Consider the following 15,251-nt stretch of genomic DNA (forward strand, 5'->3'; position numbering starts at 1 on the left):
GGCCGAGGTGTGGGGTGGTCGTGCGGGTCCGGGGCGCCGGTGGGCGCCCGGGATCCGGGCCCGTCCGGCCGGCTCCCGCCGCGAGGCGTGCGGGAGCGGGCCGGACCGGCCCCGGGTCCGGTGCGCCGGTCAGCTGTCCGGGGTGTACGGCACCTGCTCGTCCACGCCCGCCGGGACCTTGGTGCGCGGGGCCGGCGCGGTGACCGCGGCGGTGGCGCCCGCGGTCACGGCCGGGGCGGCGGAGGAGGACGGCAGGGTGTAGGTGAGCGCGGTGCCGGAGGAGGCGGTCCAGCCGGAGACGGCGCCCGCGTAGGCGGTGCCGAAGGCGGTGGTGCCCCGGGTGGTGCCGGTGGGCAGCGTCGCGGGGACGGCGGTGCCGTTCGGCCCCTGCACGGTGACGGTGTCACCGATGCGGTAGGCGGTCACCTGGCCGGCCTGTACGGCGGTCTTCCAGGCGGCGCGGCGCTGGAGTTCGACGCCGATGTCCTTCATCCGCAGGTTCACCACGGGGGTGTTGTCCGCGAACAGGGCGTCGTAGCCGTCGAGGACACCGTCGAGGACGGGGTAGGCGATGCGGTCCTCGGCCAGGTTCGACTGGTGGATGAAGTGCGGCTTGGGGTCGTTGGACAGGACGTGTCCGAGGGCGATCCGGGTCTCCAGCGGCACGATGTAGCCGTTGTAGCCGGTGGCGGTGTCCAGCGGGGCGGACAGGCACGTGGTGGTCGCCGGGTTGTCCTCGCAGATGCCGCTGCCACCCTGGGCGCGGGCGGTGTAGAGCCAGTTGTACTCGTCGACCTGCTCGGCGGCATGGCCCGCGTTGTAGAAGACGTTCATCGGGTAGCGGGCGACCGTGGTGGCCGGGCCGACCTGGCGCTGCTGCGGGTCGCGGGAGTTGTCCGAGGCGAGATGCGTGACGTTGTTGTCCGCGAGGGCGAGGGCCAGGTTGGGGTTGTCGGCGGGCTGCTGCGGCAGGATCCTCAGGCCGGAGTGCTCGCCGGTGACCAGTTCGGTGTTGTCGAGCGGGAGACCGGCCACCTGGCCCCAGACGCGGTTGGTGGCGATCTCGTTGTCGATCGTGGTGCGGCTGACCCACCTGGTGCTGCCGTCGGCGTTGGTGGTGCAGGTCCACGGGACGACGGTGACGTTCTGCTCGCAGCCGAGGAAGGCGTGGGTGTAGGTGTGGTTGACCCAGCGGAACTGGTCGCGGTCGGCGATCAGCTTGTCGGCGAGCTGGTCCACGCCGCCGTTGTCCTCGCGCTGGTCGACGCTGCCGGCGCCGTTGTAGACCAGGTCGAAGGTGAAGTGGTGGCTGTCCTGCCAGGCGGTGGCCTGGTCGACGTCCGCCGCGGTCATCCGGATGGGGCTGGGCGTGCCGGCGCCGCCGGTGCAGTCGACGTCGCCGGGCGTGCAGTTCAACTGGGTGTCCCAGCGGTCGTCGGCGGCGAACACGTCGTCCACGTGCACGGCGAAGTAGTTGCGGGAGGCGCCGAGGCGCACGCCGCCGGTCATCCACTCCACGATGCCGCGGGCCAGCAGCCGGAACTGTTCCTGGTACTGGTTGTAGACGAAGGTGACGACCAGTTCGCGCCGCCCGTCGTGCCGGTACTCGCCGACCAGGGAGCCCTGCCGGGAGGTGCCCGGGATGGGGGCCTGGACGTACGGGGTGAAGTCGGCGCCGGGTGCGGGCGTCGACAGGTAGGCGTAACTCTCGCCGACGGTGGGCGAGTTGTCCTCGAACGGCACCGGGCCGTCGAGGTAGCCGAAGGCGCCGCTCCGGCCGGCGGTGGTGACCTGCGCCTGGACGCCGTCGATGCTGCCCGAGTAGCCGCCGGAGGTCGGCACCTGGAGGCCGGCCTGGGGGCGGGCGTAGGTGTAGGCGTCGACCTGCGGGACGGCGTACGTCTGCTCGTAGGCGGCGAGCGCGGTCATCTCGGCGCTGCCGGCCGGGAACGGGTTGTCGTTGGGCAGCACGACGGCCTGGAACCTGGCCCGCGGGCGCCCGTCGACGGTGTCGGCCAGGAAGCCCGCGTCGATGGTGGGCCGGTCGGACCGGGTCAGGTCGACCTTCGTGTACGGCGTGCCGGCGGTGTCGAGTTCGGCGGCGATCGCGTCGGTGGCCGGGCCGCCGTCGCTCACCACCAGGACTCTGAGGTCGATGCGCGGCGCGGTGGCGTCGGCCTCGGCCGGGCCGGCGCCCAGGCCGAGCGCGGCGATGAGCGCGCCCACCGTCAGCGCGGTGGTGCGTATGGTCCGCTTCATGCGGTGAAGTCCCCTCCCCGGGCAGGGGTGAGCACGGCTCCCATGGAGCGGACTCCCCCTCACCCGACGCCGGCGTCCCCCTCAGAAGCCGGTCGTCGAGTATCTGTCGCGTCACATGGTGATGTCTCTGTGTAGCTTTTGTGGTCGAGTTACGGAACCTGACGGAAAAGTGCAGGTGTCCGACAGTGTCCCGAAGCAACCCGAAGGACCGTTTTCGCGTCGTCGCCGTGTGGGGGGTCAGGGCGGCGAGGGGACCCGGCCCGCTGGTCCGGCCGGGGTACGGCGTACCGGCGGACCATGGTGGTCCGCCGGGCGACATGTCGGGTCCGTACCGCGCGAGGCCGCTGACCGTGGGGCGACTTCCAGCCACCCGGATCAAGGGGCCGAAGGGTTCGTCAGGCGCAGACGACGCGCGTCTCGGGCGTGTAGACAGGCCCGCCGTTGGTGTTGGTGCTGTCGCTGAACTCGGCGTAGTAGTACGAGTAGAAGCCGATGTTGCCGTTGCAGCCGGAGTCGGCGGCGACCTGGAGGGTCAACGTGACGGTGCGGCTCTGGCCGGGCGGGACGGTCGCGCCGTAGTTGCCGCCGAGGTTGCTGGGACCGGTGCCGGAACAGGCGGTGCTGCCGCTCGCGGTCGCCAGGCTGCACCCGGTGAAGCTGTACTTCAGGTCGGGGCGCTGGGTGGTCAGCCAGGTGGGGTCGATCGTCTGGTACACGAACCAGATGTCGTAGGTCCGGTTGTTCGTGATCGTCATCGACAGCTTCACCGTGCCCCCGGGCGTGGCGGTGGCGCTGTCGGTGGCGAAGGTCAGGGACGCCGGCGCGGGGTCGGCGCTCGCGCTGGGGGCGAGGCCGAAGACGGCGAGGAGGAGGGCGAGGACGGCGGTGAGCCCGAGGCGTCTCGGCAGAGGTGATCGCATGGCCCGGGAGGCTAGGGACGCGTACGTGCCCCCGTCTGCCCCGCTGTACCGGGCACCGACACCGTTCGGCCGAAAGTGGCCCTGGCGTGGAGGGGGAGCGCGACTGCCGTGACGGAGCGTCACGCACCACATACGCGCACGCCGGGGCATGGCGACGGGAGGGACGCGCGGAGTCCGCGCCCAGAGGGGGGCGCGAGTCCCCATTGGCGCGGACATGACGGCTCCGCACCGATGGAACGTGTCCCACCGGTTGTGACGGGCCCCGCTTCCCGGCCATAAGGCGTTTTCCGGCCGCACCGAGCGCGGCGCCGGACGGGACCGGGCCCGGGACCCGCCCCGGGCGGCCGCGGGGGCCTCGGAGACCACCTCGTCCGGCCGCCTCCCCCGGGTGACGCCGGGTCCGTGCGGAGGGGCCCCGGCGCCCGGGTCCGGCGGCACCGCCCGGGCGCGCGGCCTCCGGCAAGGGATGGCTCCGGGGTGACGTCGCTCTCCCAGGACCACCGACCCGCCACGGCCGCCGCTCACGCCCCGCGCCGTCACCGCCGGACGCGTCCCGCCCGGGACAGAGGAACCGTGGATCCCGACCGTCACCCCACTGGGGGTCACGGACGCCACCCGGCTGGGGCGACGGCCGCCACCCGATCGAGGTCGTCACCGCCACTCACGCCCCCGGGCCGTCGGCGCTGGACGCGTCCCGCCCGGGACCGACGAAGCATGGATCGACCGTCACCCGGCCGGAGCGACGGCCACCACCCCGTGGTGGCCATCACCGCCACTCACGCCCCCACGCCGTCGCCGCTGGACGCGTCCCGCCCGGGATGGACGAACCTCGGATCCCGGCCGCCCCTCGATGGGACCGAGGACGCCAACCGGCTGGGGGGACATGTTTCCCCGGGGCCGCCGCCCCGCCGCGGTCGCCGCTCACGCCCCCACGCCATCGGCGCCGGACGCGTCCCGCCCGGGATGGAGGAGCCGTGGGTCCCGGCCGCCACCCGGCTGGGGGCCACGGCCTCCACCCGATCGAGGTCGTCGGCGCCGGGGCGAGCAGCCGGGAGGCGTCCTTCTCGGGTTGGGGACGACCGTGAGCAGGAAGCCGCACCCCCGGCGGTGGCGCCGGCAGCGGGGACGGGAACCGCCTCGCCGGGCAACCGGGCGTGGCGGCCCAGCGGATGCGGCGGACGCCGCTCACGCGGTCGTACCCCACGTTGCGGCATCCGCCGTAGCCGTTCCGGCCGGAGAAGCAGACGGCATGCTGGTGGCGATGTCCGGCGCCCAACCGGCCCCCGTCGACGGCCGGGTGGGGAACTCCCCCGGGGCCGTCGACACGCGCGCCGCCGGTCCCGGACGCCAGGTCCACCACTCAGCGGTGTCGGTGGGAGCGGGCGTCGGGCCCGACTCCGGGGCACTCGCGGCCGACGCCAGGCCCCCACACCCGTCGCGGCCCCGGGGCGGGACGCCGGTCCGGACGCCCCGGGCCTAGTCCCGCTCCCCTCCCCCGAGGTCCGCCGAGGTCCGCCGAGGTCCGCCCGGTGGCATGCCGTGCCGGAACGGGGGTAATCGCGCTGCGACTTCGCACATCGGCCGACCAGGAGGCGGACACATGCTGATGGCACACCCCGCGGTACTTCAGGACCTCATCGCCCAGTACGAGGCCCTCACGCTGCTCGGGGCCGAGGAGAGCACCCCGGAGGCCCGGCAGCGGCTCGCGGACGTGTCGTACACGCTGTGCGTGGCCACCGGCACCCGGGACGTCGACATGGCCGTCATCGCGGCCCGGCACCGGCTCTCCGGGGCCCGCCCGGAGGACGACTCGCTGCTGGAGGTGGCGGGCCCGGCGGAACCGGCGGCCGCGGTCTGACGCGTGCCGGCACACCGGCCGACGGCGAAGCCACCGGTGTGCCGGCCCCGGGTGACGGACCGGGCCTCCGGGTCCGTCACCCGGGCACCCCGCCCGAACTCGTCGGCTCCCGCTTCTGGTCGGCGGGACCTACCGGACGGTATACAGGCCCAGTCAACGCGCGAGGGCCGCTCCCGAGGTGCCGCCGTCCGCGCGACGCAGCGGCGCGGGGGGAGAACGCATGACGTACGACAAGGGCCCGGCGGCCGGAGGGGCCGAGCGGCGGCGGGCCGCCGTACTGGGGGCCGCGCTGGCCGGATGCGCCCTGGTGGCGGCGGGTACGGCGCCGGCCGAGGCACACCCCGGCGGAGCGGGCCGCGCCCTCGACTACGTCGCGCTCGGCGACTCCTACACCTCCGGTCCGGGCATACCCCGGCAGGTGGACGCGGAGTGCGCGCGCTCCGACCACAACTACCCCTCGATCGTGGCGGAGCGGACGGAGGCGGCCGCGTTCACGGACGTGAGCTGCGGCGGCGCCACGACCGCCGAGATGTGGCGGGCCCAGGGCGGCAACGGGCCCCAGCTCGACGCCCTGGACCGGCACACGGACCTGGTGACTGTCCAGATCGGCGGCAACGACGTCGGGTTCGGCCCCGTCATAGCCACCTGTGCCCGGCTCGGCGCCCAGGACCCGGCCGGTGACCCCTGCGAGCGGGCCTACCACGCGTCCGGAGCCGACGAACTGGCCCTCGCGGTCGTGCGCACCGCGCCGAAGGTCGACCGGGTCCTGCGGGCCGTGCGCGCCCGCGCACCGCACGCCCGCGTGGTCGTCGTCGGCTACCCGGACCTGCTGCCGGACGACGGCAGTGGATGCTTCCCGCAAGTTCCCTTCGCTCGCGGCGACTTCGCCTACCTGCGGGACACCGAGAAGCGGCTGAACCTGATGCTGCGCCTGGTCGCCGGCCTGAACCGGGCCGCGTACGTGGACACCTACGCCCCGACGGTCGGCCACGACATGTGCAAGGCGCCCGCCGACCGCTGGATCGAGCCGCTCCAGCCGACCTCCCCCGCTGCCCCCGCCCACCCCAACGCCAAGGGCGAGGCGGCCATGGCGCAGGCGGTGCTGGACCGGCTGCACCCGGGCCGCGGACGCGGCTGAGCCGCGGCGGCCCGCCCGCGACCCCGTACCCGCGACCGCGGACCGCGGTGGGGCGGCCTCCGTGACGCGGGGGCCGCCCCACCGCCGTGTCAGCCGCCGAGCGCGCCCACGACGACCGCCTGGGCCTCCTCCTGCACCCGGGCGAGGTGGGCGGCGCCGAGGAAGGACTCGGCGTACACCTTGTACACGTCCTCCGTGCCCGAGGGTCGGGCGGCGAACCAGGCGTTGTCGGTGGTGACCTTGATGCCGCCGATGGCCGCGCCGTTGCCGGGCGCCTCGGTGAGGACGCCGGTGACCGCCTCGCCGGCCAGGGTGTCCGCGGTGACCTGCGCCGGGGACAACTTGCCCAGCAGCGCCTTCTGTTCGCGGGTCGCTGGCGCGTCGATGCGGGCGTAGGCGGGTTCGCCGAAGCGGGCGGTCAGTCCGGCGTAGTGCTCCGAGGGCGTCCGCTGGGTGACGGCCGTGATCTCGGAGGCGAGCAGCGCCAGGATGATGCCGTCCTTGTCGGTGGTCCACACCGAGCCGTCGCGGCGCAGGAAGGACGCGCCGGCCGACTCCTCGCCGCCGAACCCGAGCGAACCGCTGACCAGCCCGTCCACGAACCACTTGAACCCGACCGGCACCTCGACCAGCGGACGGCCGAGGTCGGCGGCGACCCGGTCGATCATGGTGGAGGAGACGAGGGTCTTGCCGATGCCCGCACCGGCCGGCCACTGCTCGCGGTGCCGGTAGAGGTAGGAGATGGCGACCGCGAGGTAGTGGTTGGGGTTCATGAGGCCCGCGTCCGGGGTGACGATGCCGTGCCGGTCGGCGTCGGCGTCGTTGCCGGTGGCGATGTCGTAGCGGTCGCGCTGCTCGATGAGGGACGCCATCGCGTACGGCGAGGAGCAGTCCATGCGGATCTGGCCGTCCCAGTCCAGTGTCATGAAGCGCCAGGCGGGGTCGGTGTGCGGGTTGACCACCGTCAGGTCGAGGCGGTGCTCCTCCGCGATCCGGCCCCAGTAGGCGACCGAGGCGCCGCCGAGCGGGTCGGCGCCGATGCGCACTCCGGCCGCGCGGACCGCGTCCAGGTCCAGCACGCTGGGCAGGTCGGCGACGTAGGCGCCGAGGAAGTCGTGGCGCCGGGTGGTGTCCGCGGCGAGCGCCCGCTCGTACGGCAGCCGGCGTACGTCCTTCAGGCCGCCCGTGATGATCTGGTTGGCGCGGTCCTGGATCCAGGAGGTGGCGTCGGAGGCGGCGGGGCCGCCGCTCGGCGGGTTGTACTTGAAGCCGCCGTCGGCGGGCGGGTTGTGCGACGGGGTGACGACCACGCCGTCGGCGAGGCCGGTGGTGCGGCCCCGGTTGTGGGTGAGGATCGCGTGCGAGACGGCCGGGGTGGGCGTGTAGCCGTCGGCGCTGTCGATCAGCACGGTCACGTCGTTGGCGGCGAACACCTCCAGCGCGGTGGCCCGGGCGGGCTCGGACAGGGCGTGGGTGTCGGCACCGAGGAAGAGGGGCCCGTCGGTGCCCTGGGCGGCCCGGTACTCGCAGATGGCCTGGCTGGTGGCGGCGATGTGGTCCTCGTTGAAGGCACCCGCCAGGGACGAACCACGGTGCCCGGAGGTGCCGAACGCCACCCGCTGCGCCGGGTCGGCCGGGTCGGGGTGCAGCGTGTAGTACGACGTGACCAGCCTGGCCACGTCGACGAGGTCCTCGGGACCGGCCGGCCGGCCGGCTCGCTCGTGCGGCATGAATCCGCTCCTCCGCATCGGTGGGGTGTCGTACGCTCTCCGCCCATCTTTCCTCGTCAGGGGCGTGGCATGCATGTTCACCCCGCCGGCCGGACCGCACCGGGCCCGGCCGGCGGCACGCGGCAGGGATCAGCCGATGTGGTAGGCGTCCCCGTACACCTTCCAGTCGAGCGGGGTGTTCAGGTCGAGGTTGCCGTTGCGCAGGAAGACGCGCTGCTCGGTGTCGACGCGGCTGGTGTCACTGTGTGCCTCCTCCTGCTTCATGGCCCATACGCGGGCGTCCAGGAAGGCGTTCAGGTAGGTGGTCTCGTTGCCGCCCTGGGCCGGCGGCTTGGCGGTGCGCAGGGCGCGCTTGCGGATGTTGCGGAAGCTGGTCGGGTCGTCCCCGTCACCGTGCATGACGAGGGCGTCGTAGTAGGTGAACTGGCCCAGCGCCCGCAGGCCGTCGGTCTTGCCCTGGGTGACGGCCGGGTTGAAGTAGACGCGGTCGCGTTCGTCGTTCTGGGCCTGCTGGAAGGCGCTGTCCTGGGCGGCCTTGCGCCAGTCGCCGGGGAAGTTCGGGTCGAGGCCGTCGTGCGAGTCGGTGCCGTCGACCCGGCGCAGGGCTGGCAAGTACTTGGCCAGGACGTTGCCGGGCTTGCGGTCGGTGTACAGCTGGACGAGGTCCAGCATGTCGCCGGTGCCGGAGCAGAAGCCGATGATGCCGGCGGTGTACCCGCGGCCGTCGCCGATGTCCTCGATGTACTTGTACTGCGCCTTCCAGTCGAGCGAGGAGTTCTCCGCGCTCGACACCAGCTTCATGGCGATCTCCTTCTTCGCCGGGTCGTCCAGGCCCGGCGCGGCGGCCGAGGCCGTGCCCGCGCGGGAGACGCCGAGCACGGTGCCCGCGGCGACGGCGCCGAGCGCGGCGACGACGCTGCGGCGGGAGAGGCGGGCGGGGACTGCCGGTTCACGGTGTGCGTGCACCACAGGGGCTCCAAGTGGGGGGTGGGCGTGGGCGGTTCGGTCCGTACCACCCACTGGTAGGAAAGTTTCCTATCAGAGGTGGTGCGGCCCGGTAAGCCGACGCGGGGCAAGTTCGTAGGATCGGACAAGCCCCGTCGCCCGTCCCGGGCTCCCCGGTGGCGCCGGACTCAGCCGTGCCGCGCCCCGTCCTCCTCGGCCAGGGCGTACAGCTCCTTCGAGGTGCTGATGAGGTCGCGCATCTCCTCGCGGCTGCCGACCATCGGCTGCGAGCCCTTGAGCGGGACCTGGGCGCTCTCGGGCAGGAACCGCACGGTGAGCAGGCCGATGGCACCCGCCAGCACCAGGTAGTAGGCGGGCATCAGGTCGTCGCCGGTGAGGTCGACGAGGGCGGCGGTGACCAGCGGGGTGGTGCCGCCGAAGGCCGCCACGGCGATGTTGAAGCCGATGCCCATGGCCGCGTAGCGGACGGCGGTCGGGAAGAGGGCGGGCAGGGTGGCCGCGCTGGGCGCGGCGAAGCAGGCCAGCAGCGTCGACAGGATCAGCACGCCGAGGACGGGCAGCCAGGTGCCGTCCGCCTTGATCAGCAGGAACGCCGGGACGGCGAGCACCATCATCGCGGCCGCGGCCACGGCGTAGACCGGCCGCCGGCCGACGTGGTCGCTGAGCCGACCGATGAACGTGATCAGTACGACGATCCAGACCATACCCACCAGCACCAGGACGTCCGCGGAGCCGCTGGAGCGGTGCAGGGTCTCGGTCTGGTAGGTCGGCAGGTAGCCGGTGACCATGTAGTTGGTGACGTTGTAGAGGAGGACCAGGCCCATGCAGACCAGCAGGGGCCGCCAGTGCTTGCGCACGATGTCCTTGAACTCGCTGCGCGCCGACTCCTGCGCCAGGGCCTTCTCCTGCTCGTCCAACTGCTGCTGGAAGGCCGGGGACTCCTCCAGCTTGAGGCGCATGTAGAGGCCGATCACGCCGAGCGGCCCGGCGATCAGGAAGGGCACGCGCCAGCCCCAGGAGAGCATCTGCGCGTCGGTCAGCGCCAGGTTCAGCGCGGTGACCAGGGCGGAGCCGAGGGCGTAGCCGACGAAGGTGCCGAAGTCGAGCCAGCTGGAGAGGAAGCCGCGCCGGCGGTCCGGGGAGTACTCGGCGACGAACGTGGTGGCGCCGCCGTACTCGCCGCCGGTGGAGAAGCCCTGGACCATGCGGGCCAGCAGGAGCAGCACGGGTGCCGCGATGCCGATCGTGGCGTAGCCGGGGATGACGCCGATGACGAAGGTGCCCGCCGCCATCATGATCATGGTGGTGGCGAGCACCTTCTGCCGGCCGACCCGGTCGCCGAGGGGCCCGAAGACCAGTCCGCCCAGGGGGCGCACCACGAAGGCCGCGGCGAAGGTCGCGAACGAGGAGATGAGCTGGGCGGTCGGGGAGGCGCCGGGGAAGAAGACCTTGCCGATGGTGGCGGCGAGGTAGCTGTAGACACCGAAGTCGAACCACTCCATGCAGTTGCCGAGCGCGGAGGCGCCCACGGCGCGCCGGAGCAGCGGGGACTCGACGACCTGGACGTCGTCCGTGTCGAAGGCCCGCCGGTTGCGCCGGAGCCTGCGGGTCAGCTCCTCGCGGACCTGGCGCGGCAGCCGCGCCACGGCTCTCGGCGCCCTCGTTCCGCCCCGCGTCTGCCGTTCCCCACCGGACGTCGCACCGTTCACCGGCGTCTCCTTCGTGTCGCACGTGTGATCACCGCCTGCCCCTGCGACCGGCCGAGAAACGGAAGGCTCCCGTCCCATTCCCCGCGGACCTGCGGCGGTGCGCGTCCGGCGGGCATGTCCGCGAAGCGGCACCGAGTGCCGCAAAACCCTGGACATCCCACATAAGTAGGACATAATGGAGGCAGTTCGGACAGCGTTGTCAGGCGTGGATCCGCGTGCCACACGTGGTCACCCCGTCCGCCGACCCCCTCACCCGGCGCTTCCCCGCGACTTCAAGGAGCCGCTCCCCGTATGGCATACGGAGCCCACCGCAGCCCCCTCCTGCCTCCCCACCCCGATCTGAGCCGCGCCCGCGACTGCGAGCAGTGCCTCGGCTGGGGGACCGTCGTCACCCGCGACGGGGACCACGAACTGTGCCACGCCTGCCAACGCCACCACGGTGACGGCGAGGAACCGGCCCCGGTCGGTCCCTGACCGCCCCACCGGCGACCGCCGGGCCGCGCCGACGTACGGTGAAGGCATGTCCCCACCCCTGCCGGGACCGCTGGCCCATCTGGAACCGCTGCTCGGCCACTACGGCTACTGGGCCGTGGGCGCCGTGGTCCTCGTCGAGGACTTCGGGGTCCCCGCACCCGGTGAGACCATCCTCCTGGCGGCGGGGGTCTACGCCGGCGCCGGCCGGCTGGACATCGCGGCCGTGGCGGCCGTCGCGTTCGTCGCGGCCGTCGCCGGCGACAACCTCGGCTACCTGATCGGCCGGACCGGCGGGCGCTCCTTCGTGCACCGGTGGGGCCGCTACGTCCTGCTGACCCCGAAGCGGTTCGAGGCCGCCGAGCAGTTCTTCCGCCGGCACGGCGGCCGGATCGTCACCGTCGCCCGGTTCGTCGAGGGCCTGCGTCAGGCCAATGGCATCATCGCCGGCACCACCGGCATGCCCTGGCGGCGCTTCCTCGCCTTCAACGCCCTCGGCGCCGCCCTGTGGGTCGGCGTGTGGACGACGCTCGCCTACCTCGCCGGCAGCCACATCGCCGCGGTGTACGACCAGATCAGGCGCTACCAGCCGTACGTCCTCGTGGCCGCCGCGGCCGTCGTCGCGGTGTTCGTCGTACGGCACGTCCTGCGCCGGCGGCACGAGCCCTGAACCGGCCCGGTCGCCGGGTGCGCGGCCGGGCCCCTGGTTTGCGCGGTGGCACAGCGGTAATCCGAATAGCGACCACAGACCGCGTCGATGTTGGGATGTGACACGCGATGGCCGACGACCAGAAGGCCAAGGGCAAGGCGGAGCAGGCCAAGGGCAAGCTCAAGGAGGCCGCCGGGCGCACCGTCGGCAACGAGCGCCTGGAGGCCGAGGGCCGCATGGAAGGCGCCACCGGGGACGCCCGGCAGGCCAAGGAGAAGGCGAAGGACGTCTTCAAGCACTGAGGCGCGCGCCGACCTCTCGGTGGAACGGGTCCGGACATCCCGCGTGAGCGGGGTCCGGACCCGTTCCGTCGTGCGCGCCCACCGGCCCGGCCGCTCCCCCGGCCGCCGCCCCGATCCGGGAGCGATTCGAGCGCATCCGGAGGATTTCCCGGGAACGTCCCTTTGACCGGCGGCCCAGTGGGTAGCCGGGCAGGGACGGACGGCCCCCTGTGTGCAGGAAGGGACCCTCACCCCGGACGAAAAGGGCAACGAGGTATGGACATCCCGCTCAGGACGTACATGACGACCCAGGCCCGCTCGGTGCCCCTGCGCTACAACCGCACCTGGGACGCCGGAGCATCCGGCATCGCCGAGGCGAGGGACGCCGTGGCCGCCCTGCTGGCGAAGGTGCGGCCCGCGCTCGGGCGGCGCCCGGTGCAGGACGCCCAGCTCGTCGTCAGCGAACTGGTCACCAACGCGGCCAAGCACGCGCCCGGCCCCTGCGCCCTGCGGCTGGAGCTGCTCGCCGGCGCGCTGCGCGTCTCGGTCACCGACACCTCCCGGCAGCCGCCGCGGCGGCGCCCGCCCGACCCCCGGCGGATCGGCGGCCACGGGCTGAACCTGGTGTCGATGCTCTCCCGGGGCCTGGAGGTGACCTGGCTGCCGCAGGGCAAGCGGGTCAGCACCACCGTGCCGCTCCTCACCGCGGAAGCCGGCTGACCGGTCCGGTCGCGGCTCAGGCCACCCTTATGCCGATGATGCAGGTGTCGTCGTCGGTGTCCGACCTGCTGTAGGTGAGCAACCGGTCCAGCTGCTGGTCGAGGGTGGTGGAGACGGCGCCCGCCGTGTCCAGCAGATGGGCCAGCGACTCCTCCACCGAGCGGTCCCGGCGCTCGATCAGGCCGTCGGTGTACATCAGCAGGGTGTCCCCCACGGCCAGCTGAAGCTCCTCCTCGTCGTACCGCGCCTCCGGCACGGCGCCCAGCAGCAGCCCCTTGACCGGGGGCAGCGCGGTCGCCTCCGGCCCCCCGGGGGTGTCCGTCTCCCGCACCAGGACCGGCGGCAGATGGCCCGCCCGGGCCCAGCGCAGGGTGCGCCGCTCACCGTCGTACAGACCGCAGACGGCGGTCGCGGTGACCGCTCCGGTCAGATGGTGGGCGACGATGTTCAGCCACGACAGCAGCTGCGCCGGTCCGGCGCCGGTCACCGCGAGGCCGCGCAGGGCGTTGCGCAGGACGACCATGCTGGTCGCCGCCTCGATACCGTGTCCGGCGACGTCGCCGACGCACAGCAGGATCAGCCCGGACGGCAGCGCCACCGCGTCGTACCAGTCGCCGCCGACCAGGTTCTCCGTCTCGGCGGGCCGGTAGCGCACCGCCACCTGGAGACCGGGCACCCGGAGCGGGGCCTGCGCCGGCGGCATGATGGCGTGCTGGAGCTGGAGGGTCAGCCGGTTGCGCTCCACGGCCTGCTGCTCGGTGTGGGCGAGCTGGTCGCGGGTGGCGGCGAGCGCGACCTCCGTCCAGTGCTGGGCGGAGATGTCCTGGTAGGCGCCCCGGACGACGAAGAGCTGGCCGTCGGTGTCCAGGACGGGCTCGGCGACCACGCGCATGTGCCGGGTGACGCCGTCCGGGCGCAGCAGCCGGAACGCGGCCGAGGCGGGCCTGCGCCGGTGCAGCACGGTGCGCAGGAAACGGCCGAGACCGACCGCGTCGTCGGGGTGGGCGTGGGCGGGCAGGGCCTGGAGGGCGACCGGGGGGCTGGTGTGCGGGCGGCCGTACAGGCTGAACAGCTGGCCGTTCCAGGTGATCTCGCCGGTGAGCAGGTTCTCCTCGAAGCCGCCGATCCGGCCGAGCCGCTGGGCGTGCTGGAGCAGGCTGGCCAGGCGGGCCGCCTCGTCCTCGATCCGCCAGATCAGGAGCACGCTGGAACCGTGCCGGCTGATGCTGATGCCGGCGACCGCCGACAGCGGCACCTCGTCGACCAGCGCGGTCAGCCGCATCCGGTGGGCGCGGAACGGTTCGCCGGTGGCGTAGACCCGCTCCACCCGCTGGAACAGCTCGCTGGCGCCGGCGGCCATCGGGTACGCCTCCAGCAGCAGGGCGCCGTTCACGACGGCCCGGGGGCGGCCCGCGGGATCGAGGAACCGGCTGTTGACGTGCTGGATGCGGAAGTCGACCAGCTGACCTGCGTCGTCCAGGTGGGGCACCAGGACCAGGGCGGGGTCGTGCAGCCCGTCCGCCAGGTCCGTCAGTTCCACCACGTCGGGCAGCAGCCGGGGCTCCTGGTCCGTGCCGAGCGGCGGCGCGGTGGTCTCCAGGGAGTGCGCGCACAGCTCGGCGAGCGCCTCCACCTGCCGGATCACCGGGCGCGGCAGCGGGTCCTCGGGCTTGGGCCAGGCGATCTCCAGGACGCCGTAGATCCGGCCGCCCGCGCCGGCGGGCAGGGCGATCCGCGCGCCGTCGGCGTACTCCCGCCGGCCGATCGTGGGCAGCCCGGACCCGGCGAGGGAGGGCAGCCACTGCCCGTCGGGCTGGTTCAGGCCGCGCCGGGCCACGGTGGCCACGTCCGGCGGGACGTAGCGCCAGCGCGCCGCCTCCGCGGGCGGGAAGCCCGCGCTGCCCGCGAGGGAGAGGGAACCGTCCGAGCCGGCCGCCCAGATGGCCACGGCGACCGCGCCCAGCGGGCGCAGGGCGTGGTCGAGCAGCGAGTCGGCCATCGCCTGGGTGTCGTCGGCGGCGAGGACACCGCTCTCGGCGGCGCGCAGCCGTACGGCGGCGGACCCCTCCGCGGTATCGGCCGGGTCGGCCGCGGCGGCGGCCGACAGGAACGCCTCGGTGACCTCCGAGACGCGGTCCCGGGCGGCCTGGTTGATGACCTCCACCGCGAACTCCAGCGGGGTCATCTGCGCCTGCTCGGCGAGCTCGCTGAGCTGGCGCGCGGCCTGCGCCGGGCCGCAGCCGAGGCGTTCGACGAGGATGCCCTTGGCGAGTTCGACCAGCGCCCGGCCCTCGGCCTCGGCCTGCGCCGCCCGCACCTCCCGGCGCAGCCGCTCCACGGTGGCGGCGAGCCGGCCGACCGGCGAGGTGGCGGGCACGTCGGCGGCCGGGATCTCCGGCAGCACGACCTCGACCCCGGGGAGGTCCGCCGCCGGGAGGTCCGGCAGGACCACGTCCACGGCCGGGAGCTCCCCGAGCGGGACGCCGGGCGGCACCGCGTCGGCCGCCGGGTCCCCGGCGGCCGGCTGCCGGGAGGGCACGCCGGCCGGCA

12 protein-coding genes are annotated in these 15,251 nt (G+C 73.8%); 6 read left to right on the plus strand and 6 right to left on the minus strand.

Features of this window, described 5'->3' with window-relative positions:
- Positions 1-129: 129 nt before the first annotated feature.
- Complete coding sequence (locus tag ACIQVT_RS13670) at positions 130-2,259, minus strand: hypothetical protein (protein WP_403751646.1); 2,130 nt, start codon at positions 2,257-2,259, stop codon at positions 130-132.
- A 395-nt stretch (positions 2,260-2,654) separates the two neighbouring features.
- On the minus strand, positions 2,655-3,179 hold the full coding sequence (locus tag ACIQVT_RS13675; protein WP_403751648.1) for a hypothetical protein: 525 nt from the start codon (positions 3,177-3,179) through the stop codon (positions 2,655-2,657).
- Positions 3,180-4,779: 1,600 nt separating this feature from the next.
- Here ACIQVT_RS13675 and ACIQVT_RS13680 point away from each other — a divergent pair.
- Together ACIQVT_RS13680 and ACIQVT_RS13685 are read left to right on the plus strand one after the other, a co-directional pair.
- The gene (locus ACIQVT_RS13680; protein ID WP_403751650.1) at positions 4,780-5,037 is read left to right on the plus strand and encodes a DUF5133 domain-containing protein; all 258 of its coding nucleotides are present in this window, start codon (positions 4,780-4,782) and stop codon (positions 5,035-5,037) included.
- Between the two features lie 220 nt (positions 5,038-5,257).
- Entirely contained in the window at positions 5,258-6,175 is a 918-nt protein-coding gene (locus ACIQVT_RS13685; RefSeq protein WP_403751652.1) for an SGNH/GDSL hydrolase family protein, read from the plus strand.
- Positions 6,176-6,264: 89 nt separating this feature from the next.
- Here the strand turns inward: ACIQVT_RS13685 and pgm are convergent, their stop codons facing one another.
- The 3 genes from pgm to ACIQVT_RS13700 all read right to left on the minus strand — a co-directional run bounded on the left by pgm (position 6,265) and on the right by ACIQVT_RS13700 (position 10,517).
- Complete coding sequence (pgm, locus tag ACIQVT_RS13690; RefSeq protein ID WP_403751654.1) at positions 6,265-7,905, minus strand: phosphoglucomutase (alpha-D-glucose-1,6-bisphosphate-dependent); 1,641 nt, start codon at positions 7,903-7,905, stop codon at positions 6,265-6,267.
- Between the two features lie 129 nt (positions 7,906-8,034).
- Complete coding sequence (locus ACIQVT_RS13695; protein ID WP_403751656.1) at positions 8,035-8,874, minus strand: chitosanase; 840 nt, start codon at positions 8,872-8,874, stop codon at positions 8,035-8,037.
- Between the two features lie 164 nt (positions 8,875-9,038).
- A complete protein-coding gene (locus ACIQVT_RS13700) occupies positions 9,039-10,517 on the minus strand; it encodes an MFS transporter (RefSeq protein WP_403751809.1) in 1,479 nt (492 codons plus the stop codon).
- 354 nt (positions 10,518-10,871) lie between these two features.
- On the opposite strand from ACIQVT_RS13700, the gene ACIQVT_RS13705 reads away from it, so the two are divergent.
- The 4 genes from ACIQVT_RS13705 to ACIQVT_RS13720 all read left to right on the plus strand — a co-directional run bounded on the left by ACIQVT_RS13705 (position 10,872) and on the right by ACIQVT_RS13720 (position 12,701).
- Entirely contained in the window at positions 10,872-11,054 is a 183-nt protein-coding gene (locus ACIQVT_RS13705) for a hypothetical protein (RefSeq protein ID WP_403751658.1), read from the plus strand.
- 46 nt (positions 11,055-11,100) lie between these two features.
- Positions 11,101-11,721, plus strand: coding sequence for a DedA family protein (locus ACIQVT_RS13710; protein WP_403751660.1), 621 nt, complete (start codon positions 11,101-11,103; stop codon positions 11,719-11,721).
- A gap of 107 nt (positions 11,722-11,828) precedes the next feature.
- A complete protein-coding gene (locus ACIQVT_RS13715) occupies positions 11,829-12,002 on the plus strand; it encodes a CsbD family protein (RefSeq protein WP_403751662.1) in 174 nt (57 codons plus the stop codon).
- A 255-nt stretch (positions 12,003-12,257) separates the two neighbouring features.
- Positions 12,258-12,701: an ATP-binding protein gene (locus ACIQVT_RS13720; RefSeq protein WP_403751664.1), complete on the plus strand. Its 444-nt coding sequence runs from the start codon at positions 12,258-12,260 to the stop codon at positions 12,699-12,701.
- A 16-nt stretch (positions 12,702-12,717) separates the two neighbouring features.
- On the opposite strand, the gene ACIQVT_RS13725 is transcribed toward ACIQVT_RS13720, so the two are convergent.
- The gene (locus ACIQVT_RS13725; protein WP_403751811.1) at positions 12,718-15,105 is read right to left on the minus strand and encodes a SpoIIE family protein phosphatase; all 2,388 of its coding nucleotides are present in this window, start codon (positions 15,103-15,105) and stop codon (positions 12,718-12,720) included.
- Between the last annotated feature and the right edge of the window lie 146 nt (positions 15,106-15,251).

The sequence above is a fragment of the Streptomyces sp. NPDC100445 genome (assembly GCF_044759735.1).
In the GTDB taxonomy this organism is placed as follows: Bacteria; Actinomycetota; Actinomycetes; order Streptomycetales; family Streptomycetaceae; genus Streptomyces.

Coding starts and splice junctions, on each gene's coding strand:
- ACIQVT_RS13715 (WP_403751662.1), top strand. CDS start 11,829: ATGGCCGACGACCAGAAGGCCAAGGGCAAGGCGGAGCAGGCCAAGGGC.
- ACIQVT_RS13720 (WP_403751664.1), top strand. CDS start 12,258: ATGGACATCCCGCTCAGGACGTACATGACGACCCAGGCCCGCTCGGTG.
- ACIQVT_RS13685 (WP_403751652.1), top strand. CDS start 5,258: ATGACGTACGACAAGGGCCCGGCGGCCGGAGGGGCCGAGCGGCGGCGG.
- ACIQVT_RS13670 (WP_403751646.1), bottom strand. CDS start 2,259: ATGAAGCGGACCATACGCACCACCGCGCTGACGGTGGGCGCGCTCATC.
- ACIQVT_RS13705 (WP_403751658.1), top strand. CDS start 10,872: ATGGCATACGGAGCCCACCGCAGCCCCCTCCTGCCTCCCCACCCCGAT.
- pgm (WP_403751654.1), bottom strand. CDS start 7,905: ATGCCGCACGAGCGAGCCGGCCGGCCGGCCGGTCCCGAGGACCTCGTC.
- ACIQVT_RS13680 (WP_403751650.1), top strand. CDS start 4,780: ATGCTGATGGCACACCCCGCGGTACTTCAGGACCTCATCGCCCAGTAC.
- ACIQVT_RS13710 (WP_403751660.1), top strand. CDS start 11,101: ATGTCCCCACCCCTGCCGGGACCGCTGGCCCATCTGGAACCGCTGCTC.
- ACIQVT_RS13675 (WP_403751648.1), bottom strand. CDS start 3,179: ATGCGATCACCTCTGCCGAGACGCCTCGGGCTCACCGCCGTCCTCGCC.